At 62.3% G+C, this 20141-nt stretch carries 19 protein-coding genes and 1 tRNA gene; 7 read left to right on the top strand and 13 right to left on the bottom strand.

Annotated elements, in window-relative coordinates; all coding sequences use genetic code 11:
- The first annotated feature begins 185 nt into the window (after positions 1–185).
- Positions 186–917, top strand: coding sequence for a metal-dependent transcriptional regulator (locus P2T60_RS02750; RefSeq protein WP_276281032.1), 732 nt, complete (start codon positions 186–188; stop codon positions 915–917).
- A gap of 70 nt (positions 918–987) precedes the next feature.
- Complete coding sequence (locus tag P2T60_RS02745) at positions 988–1662, top strand: LysE family translocator (protein ID WP_276281031.1); 675 nt, start codon at positions 988–990, stop codon at positions 1660–1662.
- 87 nt (positions 1663–1749) lie between these two features.
- Here the strand turns inward: P2T60_RS02745 and P2T60_RS02740 are convergent, their stop codons facing one another.
- The 4 genes from P2T60_RS02740 to P2T60_RS02725 form a co-directional block, all read right to left on the bottom strand.
- On the bottom strand, positions 1750–2460 hold the full coding sequence (locus P2T60_RS02740) for an HD domain-containing protein (protein WP_276281030.1): 711 nt from the start codon (positions 2458–2460) through the stop codon (positions 1750–1752).
- 241 nt (positions 2461–2701) lie between these two features.
- Positions 2702–3427 carry an alanyl-tRNA editing protein gene (locus P2T60_RS02735; RefSeq protein ID WP_276281029.1) on the bottom strand — a complete coding sequence of 242 codons (726 nt, stop codon included), beginning with the start codon at positions 3425–3427 and terminating at the stop codon, positions 2702–2704.
- Between the two features lie 138 nt (positions 3428–3565).
- Positions 3566–3853, bottom strand: a complete 288-nt coding sequence (locus P2T60_RS02730) for a hypothetical protein (RefSeq protein WP_276281028.1) — start codon at positions 3851–3853, stop codon at positions 3566–3568.
- Positions 3854–4032: 179 nt separating this feature from the next.
- Entirely contained in the window at positions 4033–4242 is a 210-nt protein-coding gene (locus P2T60_RS02725; protein ID WP_276281027.1) for a hypothetical protein, read from the bottom strand.
- Between the two features lie 215 nt (positions 4243–4457).
- Here P2T60_RS02725 and P2T60_RS02720 point away from each other — a divergent pair, with 215 nt between their 5' ends.
- Together P2T60_RS02720 and P2T60_RS02715 are read left to right on the top strand one after the other, a co-directional pair.
- Positions 4458–4994, top strand: coding sequence for a helix-turn-helix domain-containing protein (locus P2T60_RS02720; RefSeq protein WP_276281026.1), 537 nt, complete (start codon positions 4458–4460; stop codon positions 4992–4994).
- Positions 4991–5269, top strand: a complete 279-nt coding sequence (locus P2T60_RS02715) for a hypothetical protein (RefSeq protein ID WP_276281025.1) — start codon at positions 4991–4993, stop codon at positions 5267–5269. Before P2T60_RS02720 ends, P2T60_RS02715 begins: the two co-directional genes overlap by 4 nt.
- A 43-nt stretch (positions 5270–5312) precedes the next feature.
- Here the strand turns inward: P2T60_RS02715 and P2T60_RS02710 are convergent.
- From P2T60_RS02710 to P2T60_RS02680, 7 genes are all read right to left on the bottom strand, one after another.
- A tRNA-Gln gene (locus tag P2T60_RS02710) sits at positions 5313–5416 on the bottom strand.
- 139 nt (positions 5417–5555) lie between these two features.
- Positions 5556–5987 (bottom strand): metal-dependent transcriptional regulator, encoded by a 432-nt coding sequence (locus P2T60_RS02705; protein WP_276281024.1) that lies wholly within the window; start codon positions 5985–5987, stop codon positions 5556–5558.
- The gene (locus P2T60_RS02700) at positions 5984–6475 is read right to left on the bottom strand and encodes a ferritin-like domain-containing protein (protein ID WP_276281023.1); all 492 of its coding nucleotides are present in this window, start codon (positions 6473–6475) and stop codon (positions 5984–5986) included. The genes P2T60_RS02705 and P2T60_RS02700 overlap by 4 nt, the downstream gene beginning before the upstream one ends.
- A gap of 475 nt (positions 6476–6950) precedes the next feature.
- Positions 6951–8165, bottom strand: coding sequence for a Fe-S cluster assembly protein SufD (gene sufD / locus P2T60_RS02695; protein WP_276281022.1), 1215 nt, complete (start codon positions 8163–8165; stop codon positions 6951–6953).
- On the bottom strand, positions 8162–9592 hold the full coding sequence (sufB, locus tag P2T60_RS02690; RefSeq protein WP_276281021.1) for a Fe-S cluster assembly protein SufB: 1431 nt from the start codon (positions 9590–9592) through the stop codon (positions 8162–8164). Before sufB ends, sufD begins: the two co-directional genes overlap by 4 nt.
- A gap of 9 nt (positions 9593–9601) precedes the next feature.
- Positions 9602–10495, bottom strand: coding sequence for an ABC transporter ATP-binding protein (locus P2T60_RS02685; protein ID WP_276281020.1), 894 nt, complete (start codon positions 10493–10495; stop codon positions 9602–9604).
- A gap of 159 nt (positions 10496–10654) precedes the next feature.
- Positions 10655–14749, bottom strand: a complete 4095-nt coding sequence (locus P2T60_RS02680; protein WP_276281019.1) for a DNA polymerase domain-containing protein — start codon at positions 14747–14749, stop codon at positions 10655–10657.
- Positions 14750–14886: 137 nt separating this feature from the next.
- On the opposite strand from P2T60_RS02680, the gene P2T60_RS02675 reads away from it, so the two are divergent.
- From P2T60_RS02675 to P2T60_RS02665, 3 genes are read left to right on the top strand one after another with little or no spacing between them, the layout of a single operon-like run.
- Entirely contained in the window at positions 14887–15072 is a 186-nt protein-coding gene (locus tag P2T60_RS02675) for a DUF7331 family protein (protein ID WP_276281018.1), read from the top strand.
- 50 nt (positions 15073–15122) lie between these two features.
- Positions 15123–15572 (top strand): DUF7322 domain-containing protein, encoded by a 450-nt coding sequence (locus tag P2T60_RS02670; RefSeq protein WP_276281017.1) that lies wholly within the window; start codon positions 15123–15125, stop codon positions 15570–15572.
- Positions 15573–15597: 25 nt separating this feature from the next.
- Complete coding sequence (locus tag P2T60_RS02665) at positions 15598–16032, top strand: DUF7346 family protein (protein ID WP_276281016.1); 435 nt, start codon at positions 15598–15600, stop codon at positions 16030–16032.
- Between the two features lie 51 nt (positions 16033–16083).
- Here the strand turns inward: P2T60_RS02665 and rad50 are convergent, their stop codons facing one another.
- Positions 16084–18750 (bottom strand): DNA double-strand break repair ATPase Rad50, encoded by a 2667-nt coding sequence (rad50, locus tag P2T60_RS02660; protein ID WP_276281015.1) that lies wholly within the window; start codon positions 18748–18750, stop codon positions 16084–16086.
- The gene (mre11, locus tag P2T60_RS02655) at positions 18747–19991 is read right to left on the bottom strand and encodes a DNA double-strand break repair protein Mre11 (protein WP_276281014.1); all 1245 of its coding nucleotides are present in this window, start codon (positions 19989–19991) and stop codon (positions 18747–18749) included. The genes rad50 and mre11 overlap by 4 nt, the downstream gene beginning before the upstream one ends.
- Positions 19992–20141: the final 150 nt, after the last annotated feature.

Below are 20141 nucleotides of genomic sequence, written 5' to 3'. Positions count from 1 at the left end.
TTAGTTATAAACCGTCTAGTCGGGACGTAGCCCCGGCATTTTCCGGCACTGGCGCGGCGTAGTCACCATGTAATGACGACGTAGCTACGGGATAATCGACCCGCGTCTCGGCGGGACCGGAGTCGAACGGCCGACGTGGACCGGGACAAATATAAGTTTTAGACGTGCCTAATTCGGAGTAGGAAATGTTGAGCGACGTGATGGAGGACTACCTGAAGTCGATATACGCCCTACAGAAGGAGGACGGTGGGCCGGTCTCGACCTCGGCCATCGCCGACTACCTCGACGTGACGCCGCCGACGGTGACGAGCATGGTCGAGAAACTCGAAGACCGAGGGTTGGTCGAACGCGAGAAGTACAAGGGGGTCGAACTCACCGCGGAGGGCGAAACCGTCGCGCTCGAAGTGCTTCGCCACCACCGCCTGCTGGAGTCGTACTTGACCGAACACCTCGATTACTCGTGGAGCGAGGTCCACGAGGAGGCCGACACCCTCGAACACCACATCAGCGAGGAGTTCGAACAGCGCGTTGCCGACGCACTCGGCGACCCCGAGGTGGACCCCCACGGCGACCCAATCCCGAGCGCCGACCTCACGCCCCCCGAGGAGGACGACACCGCGCCGCTCTCGGAGTTCGGTCCCGGCGACCGACTCGTGGTCGCGCGGGTCAGCGACCGCGACGAGGAAGAACTGCGCTACCTCGCGGACGCGGGCATCGCGCCCGAGACGGAACTCGAAGTCGTGGACGTGGCCCCGTTCGGGATGGTGACGGTGCGACTCGCCGACGACGGCGAGCAAAGCCTCCCCGAGAACGTCGCTCGCTCCATCCGCGTTCGACCCGCGGACGACGACAATCCGGAGCGAGAGGACGACGCCGAGAACGGTCTCGGCGGAAGCGCACAGGGCGCCAAACCCTGAGCGACCCACTCCCCGGCCGCTCTTGTCGGACAGACAGCTTTTTCTCGGCCGCGCTCCCTACCTTCGACCGATGCTTCACGCAGTCGCGTCTGCGCTCGCGGGGGTCGCGCTCGGTCTCTCGCTGGCGGCCCCGCCGGGTCCGATGAACGCCATCATCGCCGAGGAGAGCGTCCTCCGCGGGTGGGGTTCGGGCTTTCGGGCGGGTCTCGGCGCGATGACGGCCGACGCCTGCTTCTTCGTCCTCGCGCTTCTCGGCGTCGTCGCCGTCGTCCGCGACGTGCCGGTCGTCCAGCAAGTGCTGTTCGGGTTCGGCGGCCTGCTGATGCTGTACTTCGCCTACGGAGCGGCCACCGACGCCAGCGCCGCATTCGGCGGTGACGCCGCGGACGGGACCGGTTCCGAAGTCGGCGGCGAGAAGAGCAAGGGCTTCCGGAAGGCGTTCGTGCTGGCGCTGACCAATCCCTACCAGATTCTCTGGTGGCTGACGGCGGGCGTCGGCCTGCTAGACCCCGGCACCTTCGCCATCGATGCGCTCGGCGGTCTCGCCGTCTCGACGGGGAATCCGGTCATCGTGGTCGGGTTCTTCGGCGGCATCGCGCTCTGGATTACCGGCTTCCCGGCCGCGCTGACGACCGTCGGGCGGCGCGTGGACACCTTCGCGCCCGCCGTCGCGTACCTCAGCGCCCTCGTGTTGGTGTTGGCCGGACTCTCGTTCCTCTCGAAGGCGACCGGACTCGTGGCGTAGCGATTTCCACGGGTCGCAGGTTGCGCCCGCGACGACGCCGACGCTACTTCCCCCGCGAAAAACTCCGACTTCGAAGTCGAAGCGACGTTACGGCCGTCGCTGAGTTCGGCGGTCCGGCGACTCCTCGCGGTCCATCTCGGGGACCTCGCCCTCCAACCACTCCCGGAACCACTTGACGCGCTTGAGTCGCTTGTGGGCGATTCCCTCCGCGGTCTCGCTCTGGACGCGCTTGGCGGCGTCCTTACCCCGTTCCATCACCCTATCGACCATCTCGGCGGCGTCCATGTGGGTGCGGGCCTCGTAACCCATCCGTAGCAACATCAGGGCGGTGCCGTTCGCGCCCACCTTGTCCAGCAGGTCGGCCTCGATGAGACACTGGGTCTCCTTGGGCAGGTCGGTCAAATCGCCCTGATAGGAGTGGTTCTCGACGGCCTTGCAGACCTCCTCGATGAACGACTCGGGGAAGTCTCCGTGGGTTTCGAGGTACTTCCGGGCGATGCGCGCGCCCTCCTCGGCGTGGACCTCTTGGTCGGCGTCGAGTTTGGCGATGTCGTGGAACAGAGCGGCCACGCGCGCCACGTCCTCGTTCGCACCCTCCTTCTCGGCGATGGTGCCCGCGAGGTCCACCACGTTGAGGATGTGGTTGAATCGGTACTCCGCGGAGTGCCACGGGTACCACCGCATCCGCCCGCCGCCGTCCTCGTTCTCGACGCTGGCGGCGAGGTACTCGTACACGAAGTCCTTCATCTCCTCGAACTCGGTGTCGGAGACCGGTGACTCCTTAATTTCGACTCCCACAGAACCACCTCGATTCGCAGATGTCCGTACTCATTCTTACTCGTATAAACGAATGATTGACTCTTTAGACTTACGACGAAGGGACCCCCGACAGTTCGGCGGTTTCGCCGCGTACGTTCGAAACCACTCTGGACTCTTCGACCGGCGTTCCCCTCGCCACGTCGTGTTTTTCCAGCGACAGTTGGCGGGTAATTTCGGGGACGGACCGCGACCAGCGAGAACTCGACGGACTGACTCGGTTCTACGCCTCGCCGAGGACGAACTCGATTCGCTCGGTCGCCTCGCCCTTCGACTTCCGATTCGTGATTTCGACGCGGCCGACCTCGCCGAGGCTATCGACGTGGGTGCCGCCGCAGGGACAGTAGTCGAACGACTCGATTTCGACCACCCGGAGCGGGTCCACGTGGTCGGGGATGAGGTCGAGGAGGGCGCGGCCCTCCTCGGTGCGCTCTTCGGCTTGCTCACGCGGGCGTTCGGCCTTGGTGACCTCGAAGTCGCGCTCGATGGCTTCGTTCGACAGGCGCTCGATTCGGTCCACATCGTCCTCCGAGAAGTCGGCGGGTTCGAAGTCGATTCGCGACCGGTCGGCGTGAATCTGGTTGCCCGCGGTCTCAGCGCCGTACTCGTCCAGCACCACGCGCGAGACGACGTGTTGGGCGGTGTGCATCCGTCGGTGGGCCTCGCGCCGGTCGGCGTCGATGTCGCCGCGCACGCCGTCGCCGGGGTCCGGCAAGTCGCCGTCCACGTCCTCGACGTAGTGACGAACGTCGCCGTGGTTCTTGCGCACTTTCGTCACCGCGGCGCGCCCGCCGCCCCACGAGAGTTCGCCGCGGTCGGCGGGTTGGCCGCCGCCTTCGGGGTAGAAGTAGGTGCCGTCGAGTACGAGGAAGTCGTCTCCGACCTCGGTGACGGTCGCTTCGAACTCGGTCACGTCGTCCTCGTCGGGAAGGTAGCGTTGCTCGGTCACACTCGGGGAGAAGCGACCGAGAGGCTTAATCGGTGCGCTGGCGGAAACCGGGACGCGCTCGGCAAGATGGACCACGGAAAGACGACGCCGAGACCACACGAACGCCGAAGACGACCCGGAGCGAACGGCGTCACCGGGTCAGTTGAGCCATCCGGCGACCCGCCTGCGGAGTCGGACGAACAGCGACCCCCGCCGCCGGTCGTCGTCGCGGGTTCGGTCGGAGCGCCGGGTCGGAGAGTCGCCGACCGGAGACGCCGCTGGCCGACCCTGTTCGCGCGACCGGAACAGGTCGCGGGTGGCGAGCGCGAACAACGACGCGCCGAGGAGCGTCCACCCGACGGCGAGCGTTCGCTGTGCCAACCGGAAGCAGGCGTACCCGACGCCGACGAGGAGTATCGAAGCGGGGACCAGCCACGTCAGTTCCATCGCTCTCGGGGTCGGGGGCGGCGGTCGATTCGAGACGGACGAGTGGGGACCATACGAGCGTACCGACGGTGCGTAGTTGCTTTGTTATGTGTTGCCTGATAAGGTTTTATAATTCTTTCATTTATGTAATGGAAAAATTATATAGGGAGTAAACAGTGTCTGAATCGGGTTAGGCACCCTCAACCGAACGCCGCGACGACGGCGACGACCCCCGCGAGGATGCAGACGAGTCCGACCCGGCGCTTGTGCCGGGCGAGACCGGCCTCGGGTTCGGGCGGGACGTTCAGCAGGTTCGACTGCGCGCGGAGGACGGTCTGTGGAAACAGGTAGTCGGCGAACCCCCACGCGAGCAAGACGACGCCGAGACCGAGTTTGACCGGGAGGGCCATAGGATGCTACTAGTCAACGTGGGACAAGAAATAGGTTACTGTGGGGAATTGAGCTAGAATCATAATCCGCGTATTAGAGCATATCAACCGATTTCTTGAACTTGAGTGTGTAGTGAGTTCGTATCTAGCATTCCATATCACATATCTCCTGCATACATCCTGCATAAGCCCGGCACGTGCCAAGATTTAAATGCCTTTATCTCCATGTGGTGGATATGAAGGAAGAAATCGAACTTAAAATTTCAGGAAGTGACCCAGCAACACATGCTCGTCGCATTTTGGATAAGTATGCGGGTGATTCAGAGGTAGAGACAATCAGTATCTCAGTTATGAAAGAGGTTGACGATTCCGGAAGTGAGCCGATAAAAGGAGACACTCGTGACACAACCAGAGACAATACCCCACATAATGCCGAAGATAAGGAAGAAGAAAAGAAGACAAACACCACACAAAAGGAGCGGAAGAAGGGAGACATCCGCGCAAATACTAGCCATCATCGAGTATTAGAGGTGTTACGTGATATAACAAAGGACGATCCAGTTTCGGCAAAAGAAGTAAAAAAGCGTATTAAGGATATTTCTGAGTCATCGATTTACCCTGCACTTACTCAGTTATGGGAACGCAAACTCGCGGAGCGAGAGCGTGTTGAGGATGTTGCGAATCCATACTACAAATACGAAATCAGTGATTACGGTGAAAAGAAGCTTAAGGAACTCGAAAATCCCAATAACAAAGTGAATAACTACACATGATTGACCGTCTTGAAGCAGGTGACGAAGTTGAGTTCGCTATCACCAACGACAAAACCCCAACTCAGATTTGTGGGGTTGTGCGCGAACGTGCTGATAAATACGTTCGTATCGTAGTCAAATCCCCAGAAAATCACCCGAACGTAACACTCGTGGGAGATGATGAATTCTCTCCTGCACTCACCATACGCCGTGACTACACATGGGAGCTTCTTGGGACTACCTCTCACCTAAATGTCACCTGTGGAGAATTCAAGACCGTTATTCACGCAAAATAGGGTTGTTAGATAGAACTGTTCTAAATTTAGTTTTTTGAAAATATAGTCCCGGGCGGATTCGAACCGCCGTCATGGGCTTGCTTCCGTAACGACTCGTAACCCGCTACGTCCAAAGGCCCATATGATTGGCCACTACACCACGGGACTGCACTCGCTTCGCTCGTTTGTCCCGTGAGCATCGAGAATCCTCCGGATTCTCTCACCACCACGGGACTTCACCTATCTCTAACGCGATGAACCACTTGAACGTATCGCAATCGAAAGCCCCCGAGAACGACCCGCAAACTCAGTCCGCTTCGCCTTCCGAACCCACTAACTCGGCGCACATGTCGGCCTCGGCGTCGAAGCAGTCCGGGCACTGGGGTTCCCGGTCGATGATGGTGTCGAGTCGCTCGGCGACGGTCTCGTCGATGACGCTTTCGAGGGCCTTCGCCTCGCTCGGGAACTCCTCGACTTCGAGGACGTTGTGGAGGAACCGCTCGATGATGCAGTAGGTCTGGAGGGCGTCGCGGGCCTGCTCGATTCCCTCGTCGGTCAGCGAGACGCCCTTGTACTTCTCGTGGTCGGCGAGACCCCGGTCCTGTAGCTTCCCAATCATCTCGTTGACGCTGGCGGGACTCACGTCGAGTCGGTCGGCCAGCGCGCCGGTCGAAGCGGGACCGTTTTCCATCCGCTGGACGAGGTAAATCGCTTTCAGGTACTGGTCTGCGGTGTTCATTCTCGGGCCTCCATGACCTCGGTGACTTCCTCGACGCCCTCGGCTTCTTCCTCCCGAATCGCCTTCAGCGTGGCGAGCAACTCCTCCCGGTCGAGCGCGAACGTCGTCTCGCTGGCTTCGACGGCCCCGATGAGGTCGTCGTAGAACTTGTAGGCGGTCTCCTCGCCGTGGAGTTGGTCGTAGAGGATGCCGTCGAAGTCCTCCGGACCGGTCTGGGCGTAGGTGGCTTCGACCATCGACTCGACTTCTTCGAGGGGGACCGCATCGGCGTCCAACTGGTCGATGAGCGACTCCAGTCGCCGACGGTGGTCCGCCGACTCCTCGCGGGCGTCTTCGAGCAACGCCTCGATGTCGTCGTCGCGCTCTTCCGGCGAGAGCGTCTCGTAGTGACGCGCCGCGCGGACCTCGACGACCTCCTCCAGCACGATGCCGATTTGGAGCAGGCGGGCGAGTTGGGTGTCGGTCGAGACCCGGTCGTTGACGGTCATCTCGACCTCCCGTGGTCGGTCGTCGGTACGGCTATCATTGGTACACTGTCGGGAGTTGGGAGACTTAACAAGTTTGGTCCGGACTCCGGTCTCGCCGTCGTTCGCGGGGTACGTCGATGGTTTCGCTGCGCTCTCGGTCTCGTGGGCGAGTCCCGTTTCGGGAGTCCCCTGTCCGCGGCGGAATCGGGACACCGGGGAACTCGTAGCGACGAACGCCTCGAAAGCCCCCGCCCGCTCGCGGTCGCTCCGCGGGATATTTCGGGCGCGCAGGACTGCGCGCCCGGAATAGAGCCACGCTGAGACGACCACGGGCCTCCGGCCCGCGAGCGGGCGGCCCCTTTATCCACCCCACAGTGGACTGGACGAGATAGCTCAACCCCGGTGATTCGGTCGGCCGCCGTTACGTGGTCGGATGGTCCGACGGCGAGAGCGACCGCTACTCAGTCGAGCGAAAGGGAGAAAGACGAAAAGAGAACTACTCGTGAAGCCGTTCTTCGATGCGAATCTGGAGGTCCTCGCGGAGTTCCTCGACTTCGACCTCTTCGAGGACGGGCACGAAGAAGCCTTCCACGAGCATGTTGCGGGCCGACTCGTCGTCAAGCCCGCGGGAGGTCATGTAGAACATGTCCTCCTCGTCGATTTGGCCCACCGTGGCCGAGTGACTGGCCTCGGTGTCGTGGTTGTTGATGATGAGTTTCGGCGAGGCGTCGGCCTCGCTCTCGTCGGAGAGCATCAGGGTGTTCTCGCGCTGGTAGGAGTTGGTATCCCACGCGTCCCGGCCAACGTCTTGGACGCCCTCGTAGACCGACCGGGCCTCGTCGTCCAACACGCCGCGGGTCACGAGGTCCGCCGTCGTGTGGGCCGTGTTGTGCCAGACGCGGGCCGCGATGTCGAAGTGCTGGTCGTCGTGGCCGAAGAACGCCCCGACCGTCTTGGTCTCGGAGCCTTCGCCGTTGAGTTCGGTCTCGACCGAAGACTTGGTGAGACGCGACCCGAGGTTACCCTCGACCCAGTTGACCGTGGCGTAGTCGTCGGCGTCACCGCGCTTTAGCGTGTAGTTGTACGTCTCTTCGTCCAAGTCCTGCAGGGACCCGTACTGGACGTGACTGTTCTCGCCCGCGGCGACTTCCACGATGCCGCTGTAGTACCGTTCGCCTTCGACGGATTCGCCCGTGTCTTGGCGTTCGAGAATCGTCACCGAACTCGACTGCTCGGTTACGACCAGCGTGTAGTTGAACAGCGACTGGGAGTGCTGAGTCGTCCGGATGGTCACGTCCTCGGCGTCTACGTTCTTCGGGACGTAGACGAGCGTCCCCGTGCTGAACAGGGCCGTCGAGAGCGCGGTCAGATAGTTCTCCTGCGGGTCGATGACCGACCCGAAGTGTTCTTTCAGGAGGTCCTCGCGCTCGGAGACTGCCTCCGAGATAGGCAGGACTTCGGCGTCCTCGGGACCCACTTGGTCTTTCTCCTCGGCGGCGTTCAGCGGGTCCACGAAGCCCTCGTAGTCGAGGGCGTCGAGGTTGGTCCAGTCCCGGCCCGGCGTCCGAATCACGTCGGGCATGTCCAACTCGCCGAGCGCCGACAGCGCGTCGAGGCGCGTCTCCAACAGCCAGTCGGGTTCGCCGAGTTCGTCGGAAATCTCTCGGACCGTCTCTTCCGAGATGGTCTCGTGTACCTGTGTGGCGGTCATCCGAGACTCCCCTCCATTTCGAGTTCGATGAGCCGATTCAACTCGACGGCGTACTCGATGGGCAACTCCTCCGTAATCGGCTCGATGAACCCCGAGACAATCATCTGCTTGGCGTCGTCGTCGTCCAGACCGCGCGACTGGAGGTAGAACACGTCTTCGTCGCCGATTTTCCCGACCGTCGCCTCGTGAGCCACGTCCACTTTCGACTCGTCGATTTCCATGTACGGCATCGTGTCCGACGTACTCTCGTTGTCGAACATCAGCGCGTCACACTCCACCGACGTGGAGGAGTGTTCGGCGCCCTCCGAGATGTGGACCAGACCCCGGTAGTTGGTGCGGCCGCCGTCCTTCGAGATGGATTTGGACTCGATGGTGGACTTGGTGTGAGGCGCGTTGTGGTAGACCTTCGCGCCCGTGTCGATGTTCTGGCCCTCGCCCGCGAACGCGATGGTGATGTTGTTCGCCGACGCCCCCCGGCCCTTCAGAATCGTGCAGGGGTACAGCATCGTCGCCTTCGACCCCATCGACCCCGACACCCACTCCATCCGGCCGCCCTTCTCCACGATGGAGCGCTTGGTGTTGAGGTTGAACGTGTTCTTCGACCAGTTCTGCACCGTCGAGTACTGGACGTGCGCGTCTTCCTTGACGAACACTTCCACACCTCCGCTGTGGAGGTTGTGCGTGCCGTATTTCGGCGCACTGCACCCTTCGATGTAGTGGACTTCACTGCCGGGTTCAGCGATGATGAGCGTGTGCTCGAACTGGCCCATGCCTTCCGAGTTCATCCGGAAGTACGCCTGTACCGGCATCTCGACCGTCACGTCCTCGGGGACGTAGACGAACGAGCCACCCGACCACACGGCACCGTGAAGCGCGGCGAACTTGTTGTCGCTCGGCGGGACACAGGAGGTCATGAAGTACTCCTTCACGAGGTCCTCGTGTTCTTGGACGGCTTCGTCCATGTTGCAGAACACGACGCCTTTCTCCTCCCACTGCTCTTGCATGTTCTGGTAGACGACCTCCGACTCGTACTGGGCACCGACGCCCGACAGCGCCTTGCGCTCGGCTTCCGGGATGCCGAGTTTCTCGAAGGTGTCTTGGATGTCTTCGGGCAGGTCGTCCCAGCTATCCGCGCCCTCGCGCTTGTCCACGTCCGGCCGGATGTACGGCACGATTTCCTCTACGTCGAGTTCCGACAGGTCGGGTTGGCCCGGCCAGTCGGTCGGCATCGGCATCTTCTTCCAGTGTTCCAACGCCCGGAGCCGCCGCTCCAGCATCCACTCCGGTTCGTCCTTGTCCTCGCTGATGAGGCGTACGACCTCTTCGGTCAGCCCCTTCTCGGATTTCACCGCCGCGCTCTCGTCTTTCTTGAACGAAAAGCGCTCTTCCGTGTTTGTCTCTTTCAGTTGGTCTTGTTCGGAACTCATGCTATCACCTTACGCGGCCTCGTACACTTCGTCGCGGACCCAGTCGTACCCCTTGTCTTCGAGTTTCTCGGCGAGTTCTGCACCGCCGCTCATGGCGATTTCGCCGTCGAGCATGACGTGAACGTGGTCCGGTTCCACGTAGTCCAGAATCCGCTGGTAGTGGGTAATCTGGAGGACGCCGGTGCCCTGCTCGTCGCGCAGGGCGTTGATGCCGTTGGACACGTCCTGTAGTCGGTCGATGTCGAGACCGGAGTCGATTTCGTCAAGCACCGCGATGGACGGTTCGAGGATGGCGGCCTGAAGCACCTCGTTTTGCTTCTTCTCGCCGCCGGAGAAGCCCGCGTTGAGGTAGCGCTGTGCGAACTTCTCGTCCATGTCGAGCAGTTCCATTTTCTCGGAGAGAATCTGCTGGAACTCCGCGACGCCGACTTCGCCCTCGTCGGCGGGACCTTCCATGGGGCTGGTGTCGTAGCCAGCGTCGTCTTCCTCGTCAGTCTCGGCTTCCTCTTCGTCCTCGAAGAGTTCCTCGCGCTCTTCGAGTTTGGCGTTCAGTGCCTGTCGGAGGAAGTTGACCATCGTGACGCCTTCGATTTCGGCCGGGTACTGGAAGCCGAGGAAGACGCCGAGCGCGGCGCGCTCGTTCGGTTCGAGTTCCAGCAGGTCCCACGACCGCTTGTCCTCGGGAACGTCCTCGTCGTCGAGGTGAAGCAGTACCTCACCCTCCGTTACCTCGTAGGCCGGGTGGCCAGCGATTACTTTCGCCGTGGTGGACTTCCCGCTCCCGTTGGGACCCATCAGGGCGTGAATCTCGCCGGATTTGACCTCGAGGTCGACGCCGTCGAGAATCTTCTCGTCGGCTTCGACGACCTCTGCATGTAGATTTTTGAGTTCGAGCGTTGCCATTGTTAGGTTCACCTAAGTCGTTCGGAAGAAGGGTTGTCCGACGCATAATACTTTCGCATTCACACGTAAATAGTTTCGTGGAGAGTGAACTTACTTTTTGGAATGTGAAAAGTCACCACGAAAAATAGGGGAATCGAAGGTGTTCGTCGGCCACGACGGTCAGACGAAACTGCCGAGTCCGGTCTGTTCTTGGCCCGACTTCACCTCGTCCCACGAGATGCCGAGTGCTTCGAGGATGCGCTCGATGGGTCCTTGGAGGGTCTTTTCGAGCATCTTGTCCCAATCGACATCGAACTCCTCGGGCACTTGGTCGGCGAACTCGAAGCAGATAACGTCGGGGTCCTGTTTGAACTCGCGGTAGAGTCGGTCCTCGCGGGAGTTGCCGCTGGGTTCGAAGCCCTCCTCGTTCTCCATCCGCTGCCAGAAGTCGGGGTGGACGCCCTCCAAGTAGAGGCGCTTTGGCTTGCTTCCGCGCTGGAAGTTGGTGCCCAACAGGAGGTTGGCGTACTTCGCGCCCCGGACCTGCGCGGTATCGGTGTCGTAGGCGTCGAGGCGTTTGCCGATGCCGCCGGGGATACCCACGTCGTCCAGATTCACGTTCCCGGCTTGGTAGTCCTCGATAACGTCGTGGACGTACTCCTTCACGTCGTCCAACTGCTCGCCGTGGACAATCATGTCGATGACCCGCTTCTGGACCTCCTTCGTGATGGGCGCGATGTCCGAGCGCTTGTACTCGAAGCCCGTGATGTCTATGTCGTCTACGTCCTTGCCCTCCTTCCAGACGATGTGTCCGGCGTAGCGCTTCTTCTTGCCAGCTTGGAAGAACCGTCGGTAGAGCTTCTCGAACTCGATTTGGAAGCGGTGTTCCTCGGCGTTGAGTTCCTCGCGTGCGAAGTCGTCGTAGGCCTCGTTGATGTGTTCCTCGATTTGGAAGGACTGGTCGATGGCTTCGCCCTTGGAAACGTCGTCGCCGAGTTCCAACATCACCGAGTCGGTGTCCCCGTAGGCCACTTCGTAGCCCATCTCTTTGGCCGTCTGTTGGGTGTATTCGATGACGTCCCGACCAGTAGCTGTAATCGCGGCACCCATCGCCTTGTCGTAGAGGCGGAACCGTTCCCATCCCAAGACCCCGTACAGAGAGTTCATGATTACCTTGACAGCTCTCTGCTGGCGGTCGAACCGCTCGTACTCGGGGGTGTCGGGTTCGCGCTCGTTCCGGAGGGATTTTTTCTCCTCGCGCTCGGCCAGCGTCTCGTCGATGATTTCGCGGATGATGCCGTCGGGTTCCTTCCGGAAGTGGGTGCCCGTCGGCGCGCGGTAGGTGTCGCCATCGTACTCGTCGGGGTCCACCTTGGTCTCGGGCGAGGCGTTGATGGTGGTCATCGACATGGGGTAGAGGCTGGCCAAGTCCAGCACCGTCACGTTCTCTTTGACCCCCGTGATGGGTTCGAACACCGCGCCTCCCTCGTAGTCCTCGCTCTCCTGTTTGCCTTTCGAGGGGAGTGCAAACTCCCCGTGGGCCTTGTGGAGGACGTACAGGTCCACCGCGTCGCCGGGCGTCGTGGCGTCTTCGAGTTTGCATCCGACGAAGGAGGCCACCTCCTCCCAGAAGGATACGATGTCCTGCTTGCGGTCGAGTTCGACGCACAACTCCACGTCTCTGACGTTGTACTCAAGCAGACGCTCGGGGTCGTTCTCCCAGAGGTCGCCGATGTCACCGGGGTAGCGCTCCTTGCCGACGCCCAACTCGACTTCCCCTACCGCGTCGAGGCGGTAGGATTCGAGTTCGGAGAACTGGGTGCGCTTGTAGGCGTACAGCAGGTCGAAGACGACTCGGCCCTTGACCGTCGGCGCGCCCCAATCCGAATCCCAGACCTCGTTCACGCGCGAGAGGCGGTCCGAATCGAGGTCGTACTCGGTCGAAGTGTTGCGCTTGTTGAGTCTGTCCAACCTATCAATTAGATACGGGGTGTCGAAATCGTCGCAGTTGTGAACCAAACAGTTCTCGGCAATGAAGTTGTGAGTCGTCGTCTCGATGTCGTAGGTAGTCTCAGTCCCGACGACATTTACGTCTTCGACAGCGACGAAAACGTAGTCCGCCCAGTCCTCGGAATCCGTCTCGTGCCGTTTCAGGTGGATTCCGCGACGATGTTTGTCACGTCCGATACGCTTCGCGTCAGTGCCCGTTTCGGCTTCGAATAGTGCGTACGGAATATTCTCCGTTCGCCCGCTTTTTCCAGTGTCGAATGTGGCGAGTCGTTCGACTTTCGTTGAGTGGTTCATGTGAGGAGCGACACGCTCTCGTAGAACCGAAATCTCGCGTTCCGCGTTCGGAATACGTACGACTTGCCCGTTCCGCTCGGCATAAATACCGAGACGCTTGAAGAGCTTCACGAACCAGTCGCCGGTACTCGGATTTGCGACGGCTACCGAAACATCGGTATCCACCCATCCATCTCCGTCTATGACACCAGCAAGGAACGAGGCGATGTACTCTTCGGGCATTTGGTAGACAGGAGAGAGGTCAACCTCAACGGCGTTTTTATCGCCGAATGGGATGCCAAGTCCGTTGAAACCGTACATCGACGCATAGTCCAGAACGTTCTGCTTGTAGCAACCCTTACCATCCGGTTCCAGATGAGGGTCGTCATCGAACTGTTCGTGTAGCTCCTTGCGAGTGTTGTAGAAGCGAATGCCGTCCGACTTCGACATGCTTCCGTCCGTGAGGACAAGCCCGGCTAAGTAGAGTTCGTGCTGAGTAATCGACCGCTCCAAATCAACACCTGTTCGTCGGTAGACCGTTCCGCCGTCAGGGATGGCGAGGTCATATTTCTCTGCAACGTGCGAACATCGTTTCGGTGTCCAAACACTCGTTTCCGAGTGGTAGAGTGTTCCTTTCGAGGCGTCGAATTCGGTGGCTAGCTCGGTAACTGCACCGTAAGGAAGGCGCTCTTTAAATTCTTTGACCGTCTCTTCGGTCTCGAACCGTTGGCACTCCTCAGGGACGAGTTCGGCGAGCGATGGAACAGTCGGGTCATCGACGTTCAGGCTACGTGGTTTGAGAACGTACTCGCCAGTCTCGATTTCACCGCCTTCTTTCCAATCGACTGTTTCGTCATCCCCGACCATAATGCGATGCTCCTCCGAAGAGCGTAGCGTCGTTCCGTCTGCCAAGTCGAATTCGAGAACTTCCTTTTCACTTCGCCATTTGTTCGTGACCGTCGCAGTCGTGGTTTCCTGGTCGTTCGACCCGACCACTTCGTCACCGACTTCGACGTTCTGAATTTCTTTCTCCGTCCCGTCGGCCATCTGGATGTCGCTGTCCGCCGGAAGACAATTCCATCCAGTCATAATATCTACGTCCGTTTCGTTGATGTAATCGAGGTAGGCTTCGAGCATCGCGCGCTCGTCGCCGAAGCTTCGAACTTCGATGTCGATGTCCTCGATGGGGTCGTAGCCGGGGAGGGCGTCCGGAAGGTCGGCGTCTCCCTCCGGAGCGTCGGAGAGCCACGCGACGTACTCGTCGTCGTAGGAGTCGAAGGTCGTCAGGCAGATAATCGGCTCTTCGCCGTCTTCGGGGAATCCCGACCGGTCGTCCACCTCGATGTCGAAGTAGTGGACGCGGGGGTCGGCCTCGACTTCGATTGGTTCGAGGCGGTCCAACTCGTCGTGGAAGTAGAGGACGCCGTCGTCGTCTCTGCGCTCGGGGATTCGGATGCCGCTTTTGATGTCCTTGTCGATGAGAAACCGGTTGGGAAAGAGGATGTCGGCCTCGTAGTGGTCGAAGTCGTCGCGGACGTTCCCAACGTCCCGCGGCGTCCGACCGAAAATCTTGGTGAGTTTCTCGCCGCGGATGCTCTCGTAGGGGTCGCCGTCCTCGTCGGTGGTCTCGCTCCCGGTCAGCACGTCGTAGCTCTCTTCGGGCGGGGCGTCCAGCGAGTCGGTCGGCGCGTAGAAGTACGGTTTGAACCCGACGACGCGGACGTGTTCGAGTTCGTTGTCGGACGTGCGGCCGAAGACGTGGACGATTGGCTCCTCGTCGTCGCCCGACCCTTCGACGGTGTAATCGACCTGTACGACCGAGAGTTCGACCTCGCCGTCAGGGTCGGGAAGCCAGTCGTCGTCGCCGACGACCGAATCGGCGTGCTGGTGGTCGCTCCCGGCGACGGCGCGGGCCTCTGCCTCCACGTCGCGCCCGCCGTCACCACCGTCGGAGAAATCGCCAAGTGTCGTCGTAGACCCCGAATCGCTCATGTATTCGGGGTTTGGCGCTTTCGGCTAAAAACCCTCGCTTTCGCCGGACTGCGGGGGTATCGACGGGCGTCGAAAGGGTTTCCGGAATGGAAAGACATATAATGTGTTAACACTTACCACGGGAGTAGGTGACGCCAATGTCCGACCACGTCAACCCCGGCGACGAGCTGGACCGTGCGGAAGCGGCGCTTCCCGAACCCGCCGACCCGGAAGCGACCGTCGAGTCCTATCAGACGGAGGACGGCGTCGTATTCTACGACGCGGACAACCCGTTGGCGTGGTTGAAGGCGGGGGAACCGCTCACGCTCAAAGAGCAAGTCTGACCCGCGGCGGGACGAAGCCCTTTTGCTCGTTCCGTTTCGACTGTCGAACAGTGGCATCCGACGATTCGAAGGCCGACGACAGCGACGACTCGGTAGCCGAGTTGCTCCCCGAGGACCCGCCGGAGGCCGAGACCGACCTGCTCCCCGACGACCCCTCGGAGGGTCTCGCGCCGGAACCGCCGCGGGTGCCCGACACCGCGAAAAACGACGCCAGTCCCGAACTCAAGCGCCAGTTCTGGTCGCTGGTCCTCATCTTCAACGTCGCGCTGTTCGGCGTGAGTTTCGGCCTGATGCTCGTCGGCTTCGAGCGCCGGTGGCAGGTCGGCGGCGCGATGGTCGCCGTGGGCGCGTTCGCGTTCCTCCGCGGGTGGCGTCGGTACCGGAAGGTGACGGACGGCTTCGGAGCGGACGGGGGAGATAACGGCGAGAGCGAGGACGCCCACGACGACGCCGCGTCCTCGGGGACCGAGGACGCGGCCGACCCCGAACGGAAGGACTAACCGCGCGTCGGGCCTACGACCGGCCATGCGAACCGTCCGGGACGACTCCGGGAGCGTCTACCTGCTCGTCAAGCAGTCCGGCGACTCCTGTAAAGTTCGGGACCCCGAGACCGGCGAGGAGAGCTATCGGGAGAGCGACGAACTCGAACCTGCGTCCGGCGAGTCGGCGCTGGCGACGACGGCGCGGGCCGTCCCCGAACCCGCCCGACGCGTCCTGACCGCGACCCCGAACGAGCGCGCGCTCGGCCTGCTCGTGGAACTGCGCGAGCGCGGTCCCCACTCGGTCAGACACCTGCTCGACGCCACCGACCTCTGCGAGAGCGACCTGCTCGGCGTGCTGACGGAGTTTCGCGCCGCTGGACTGGTCGAAGAGACCCGCGTGCTGGGCGAGCGCGGGTACGCGACGACCGACCGTGCCGACGACGGACTCGCACTGCTCACCGGCGAACGAGATAGGTAGTGGATTGTAAGAGAAACAATTTCAATTCCGAGAGCAACCTATTTCGTTGTCTCAGTCCGCGGTCTCTAACAGGCTCTCGCGGCGCTCGACCGTCGAGCGGTTCGACACCGCGTCCTTCTCGACGTACACCACGTCGTCGGCCGCCGCGACGAGTTCGTCGTCGTGGCTCACGACCACGATTTGCTCGACACCGAGGTCCCGCATCGACTCGACCAGTTCCGCGAGTTGCGAGACGTGGCCCGAGTCGAGGAAGACGGTTGGTTCGTCCAGAATCAGCGGCGGCATCGGCGCGGTTCCCTCGATGCCCTCCGAGAGCAGTCGGTAGATGGCACACCGCAGACTCAGGTTGAACAGCGCGCGCTCGCCGCCCGACAACTGCTCGGGGTCGAGCGGTTCGCCGTCCTTCTGGTAGACGGTGAGTTCGTACTCGCCGTCGAGTTCGATACGGGCGTACGAGTCGTTCTGATACACGAGGTCGAACACCTCGTTCAGCATCGCTTCGAGGTGTTCGACGTTTCGCTGGCGGAGTTCCGCCCGGAGGTCGCCGTACATCTCCTGTAGGTCGGCGGTCTCGTCGCGAAGCGATTCGAGCGACTCGACGCGCGCCGCGAGGTCCTCGCGGCGCTCTCGGAGGCGTTCGAGTTCCTCGATTTCGCTCCGGATGCCGCCAATCGCGCTCTGCAGGTCGTCGCGCCGCTCCCGGAGTTCGTCCAACTTCACTTCGACTTTCTGTAGATACTCTTCGGCCTCGCGCTTGTCCTCGCGGGCGGACTGCACTTTCTGGTCGTCGTAGCTCTCCCGCAGGTCGTTTCGGCGCTCGCGCTTGTCTTCGAGTTGTTCTCGCCGGAGGTCGTTCTGGTCTTCGAGGCTGGCGCGCTTCTCGCGGTGGCGCTCGATTTCGCTCTCGGCGTCGGCAATCTCCTCGCGCAGGTCTCGAATCTCGTCCAGTCGCTCGCGCTTGTCGGCAATCTCCTCGCGCTCGGTCTCCAGTTCCTCGACGCGGGCCTCCCGGTCGTCGGCCTTCTCGCGGAGTTCGTCGGCGTCCGCGCGCTTGTCCTCGGCGTCGGTTTCGAGTTCGTCGGCCTCCTCGCGCAACTCGTCGGCGTCCGCGCGCTTGTCGGCGACGGCCTCCTCTTTGTCCGCGACCAACTGCTCGACGTTCTCGCGGCGGTCCCGGAGGTTCCGGACTTCGCGTTCGGTCTCGCGGAGTCGCTCGGCCGTCTCGACTTCTCTGGCGACGGTCTCTCGCGTCTCGCGCAGGTCCTCCAGTTCGGCTTCGAGTTCGGCCACGCGCTCGCGGTCCTCGGCCAGCGAATCGACGTGCGGCGAGTCCTCGACGGGTTGGCCGCACTCGGGACACTTGCCAGCGTCGAGCAGTTGCTCGGCCTCGGCCACGCTGTCGCGGGCGCTCTGGAGGGCGGCCTTCGCGTCCTCGATTCGGCTCTGGAGGTCGGCCTTCGCCTCGCGACGGTCTTCGAGGTACGACTCGGCCGCGCCGAACTCGACGGGCGCGTCCTCGAACGCCGCCTTCTTCGCGTCCACGTCGTCGTCCAACCGGTCGAGCTTTCCGCGGCGGTCTTCGAGGTCCGATTCGGCGTCGTCGGCCTCGGCGTCGAGTCGGTCGGCGCGCTCGCGCTTCTCGCTCGCGCGCGACTCCATCTCGTCGGCCCGCCGAGCCAGATTGTCGGCCTGATTGCCGAACATCTTGGCCTGCGTCCGGGCGTCTCCGAGGTCCGACTGGAGTTCGTCGTCCGCGGCGTCGAGTTCGTCAAGTCGCGCCTCGATTGCCTCGGCGTCGGCCGAGTCGAGTTCGGTGTCGGCCAGCAGGGACTCGACTTCCGCGTCGATGTCCTCGACTCGCTCGCGGAGTTCCCGGACTCGCTCGCGGTGGTCGGCCCGTTCTCGCTCGGTCCGGCCGATTTCGGACTCCAACTGCTCGATGTCGTCGGCGAGAGCGTCGAGTTCTTCGCGCTTCTCGTCGTAGCTCTCCAGCACTTCGACGGCTTGCTTTCGGGTCTTCTCGGCGGTCTCTTCGTTCTCTTCGAACCGCTCGATTTCGCCCTCGGTCTCTTTCAGGTCGGACTTGCGCTGGTTCAGGCGCTCGTGGAGGTTCTTGGCCTCCTTCTGGTCGATTTGGGTCTCAAGCTCCGAGAGACTGCCGCGCTTGTCGTCAAGCACCGACTTGACCCCCAGTCGGGCGTCGCTGGCGCGCTCGCGGTACTCCTCCAGTTTGCCGAGTTGGAGGAGGTCGTCTATCATGTCTTGGCGTTGGGTCGGCGTGGCGTTGATGAGTTTGTTGACCTCGCCCTGTCGGACGTACGCGCAGTTGACGAACGCTTCGGAGTCCATCCGGAAGAGGTTCGTCACGGTCCGGCGCACGTCGCGGGCACCTTCCACGGGGTCGCCGGGGGTTTCGAGGACGCACTCGGCGGTGGTCGCTCGTTCGCCGGTCGCGCGAATCCGTCGCCGGACGTGGTAGTCGCCGCCGTCGTGGGTGAACCAGAGTTCGATTTCGGCCTCCTCCTCGCCGATTGTCACCACGTCGTCCAGCGTCCGGTCTAACGCCTTCGCGCCGTAGAGCGCGAAGAAACAAGCCTCCAGCAGGGAGGACTTCCCGCTCCCGTTCAACCCGTGGATGACGGTGACGCCGCGGTCCAGACGCAGGTCGGCGTCGGCGTAGCACTTGAAGTTCCGGAGGCGCACGCGGTCGAACTTCATAGGTACTCCTCCAGCGTTCCGTCGTCGTCCGAATCGGCGTCGGGGACCGAATCGGTCGCCGCGGTCGAATCGGTCTCCGGCGGGGATTCTGCCGCGGCAGAATCCCCGCCCTCGTCGCCGGGCGCAGACTCGAACGCCGACCGGTCGCCGTCCTCGACCAGTTCGGCGACTCGGTTCCGGACCGACTCCCGGACGTTCGAGTCGGCGATTTTGCTCGCACGGACCGTCTCGTCGATTCCCCGTGCGGCCTCGCTCAGGCCGAGGTCCCGGACTCGCTGGCGCACCGCGTCGTCGGGGTCGGCGAACGAGACTTCGACTTCGCCGTCGTCGTCTTCGACTTCCCGGCGGTCCACGACGCGCGCGACCAGTGCGTCACGCTCCAGCGCGAACTCCTCGACGCGGGCGGGCGTGACTTGCTCGCCTTCGCCGTCGATTTCCACGACGACCACGGCGTCTTCGAGGTCCCGCTCGCGCAACTTCTCGCGCACGCGGTCGATGCCCTCACCCTCGGCGAGTGTCGCTTCGACGTACGCGAAGTCGCGGGTCGCGTCCAACCCTCGGCGGGTGATGGTCACGTCGCCGTCGAACTCCACGATGTTGTACCCCCGGTCCTCGCGCTCGTCGGCGCTACAGCGTTCGGTCGAACCGCAGTACGTCACCCACGTCTCGGCGACTTCCTTGGTGTCGGGCTTGTGGTTGTCGCCCAGAAGCATCGCGTCGAAATCGACGTTGGCCTCGGTCAGCACCTCCTCGGCGTCCCAGTCGCCGATGTCGAAGGGCTTGAACAGGCCGTGACTGACCAGCGCGGCGTGGTCGGCGTCGTGGGACTCGAACTGGTAGTCCAACTCGTCGCGCTTGGACTTCGGTACGTGGTCGAGACCGTAGAAGGCGGTTTCGCCGACGACTTCGGGGTCGTCGCCGAGTCGCGTGGCGAGTCCGAGCATCTCGAAGAGGTCTAGCCACTGGCGGCCCCGCGTGCCCTCGTGGTTGCCGACGATGGCGAGAAAAGGCACGTCGGCGTCCCGGAGTCGGCCCAACAGCGAGATGGTGCCGTGGAGCGCGTCGAGGTCCGGACGACGGTCGTGAAACAGGTCGCCAGCGTGGACCACGGCGTCCACGTCCTCGGCGATTGCGTCGTCGATTACCTGCTCGAACGCCCGCCGAAAGTCCGCCCGTCGCTCGGGGGAGTGGTACTGTCGATACCCGAGGTGGGTGTCCCCCGTGTGTATCACCCGTGTCATCGAGTCGTCGTTTGCGTCCGGGGCCTAAAGGCATTCCGTGACGGCCGACCCCGGTACGTGCTGGCGAATCGCGCCGTCGGCGCGATTCGCCGCGCTGACGGACTTGCCACTACGCGCTACCGGACCCGAAGGACGGAGAAGCGAAAGCCG

Source organism: Halorussus caseinilyticus (assembly GCF_029338395.1).
Lineage (GTDB): Archaea > Halobacteriota > Halobacteria > Halobacteriales > Haladaptataceae > Halorussus > Halorussus caseinilyticus.
Note: the sequence above shows the minus strand (reverse complement) of the source record. Positions and strands in the feature narration are given on the sequence as shown.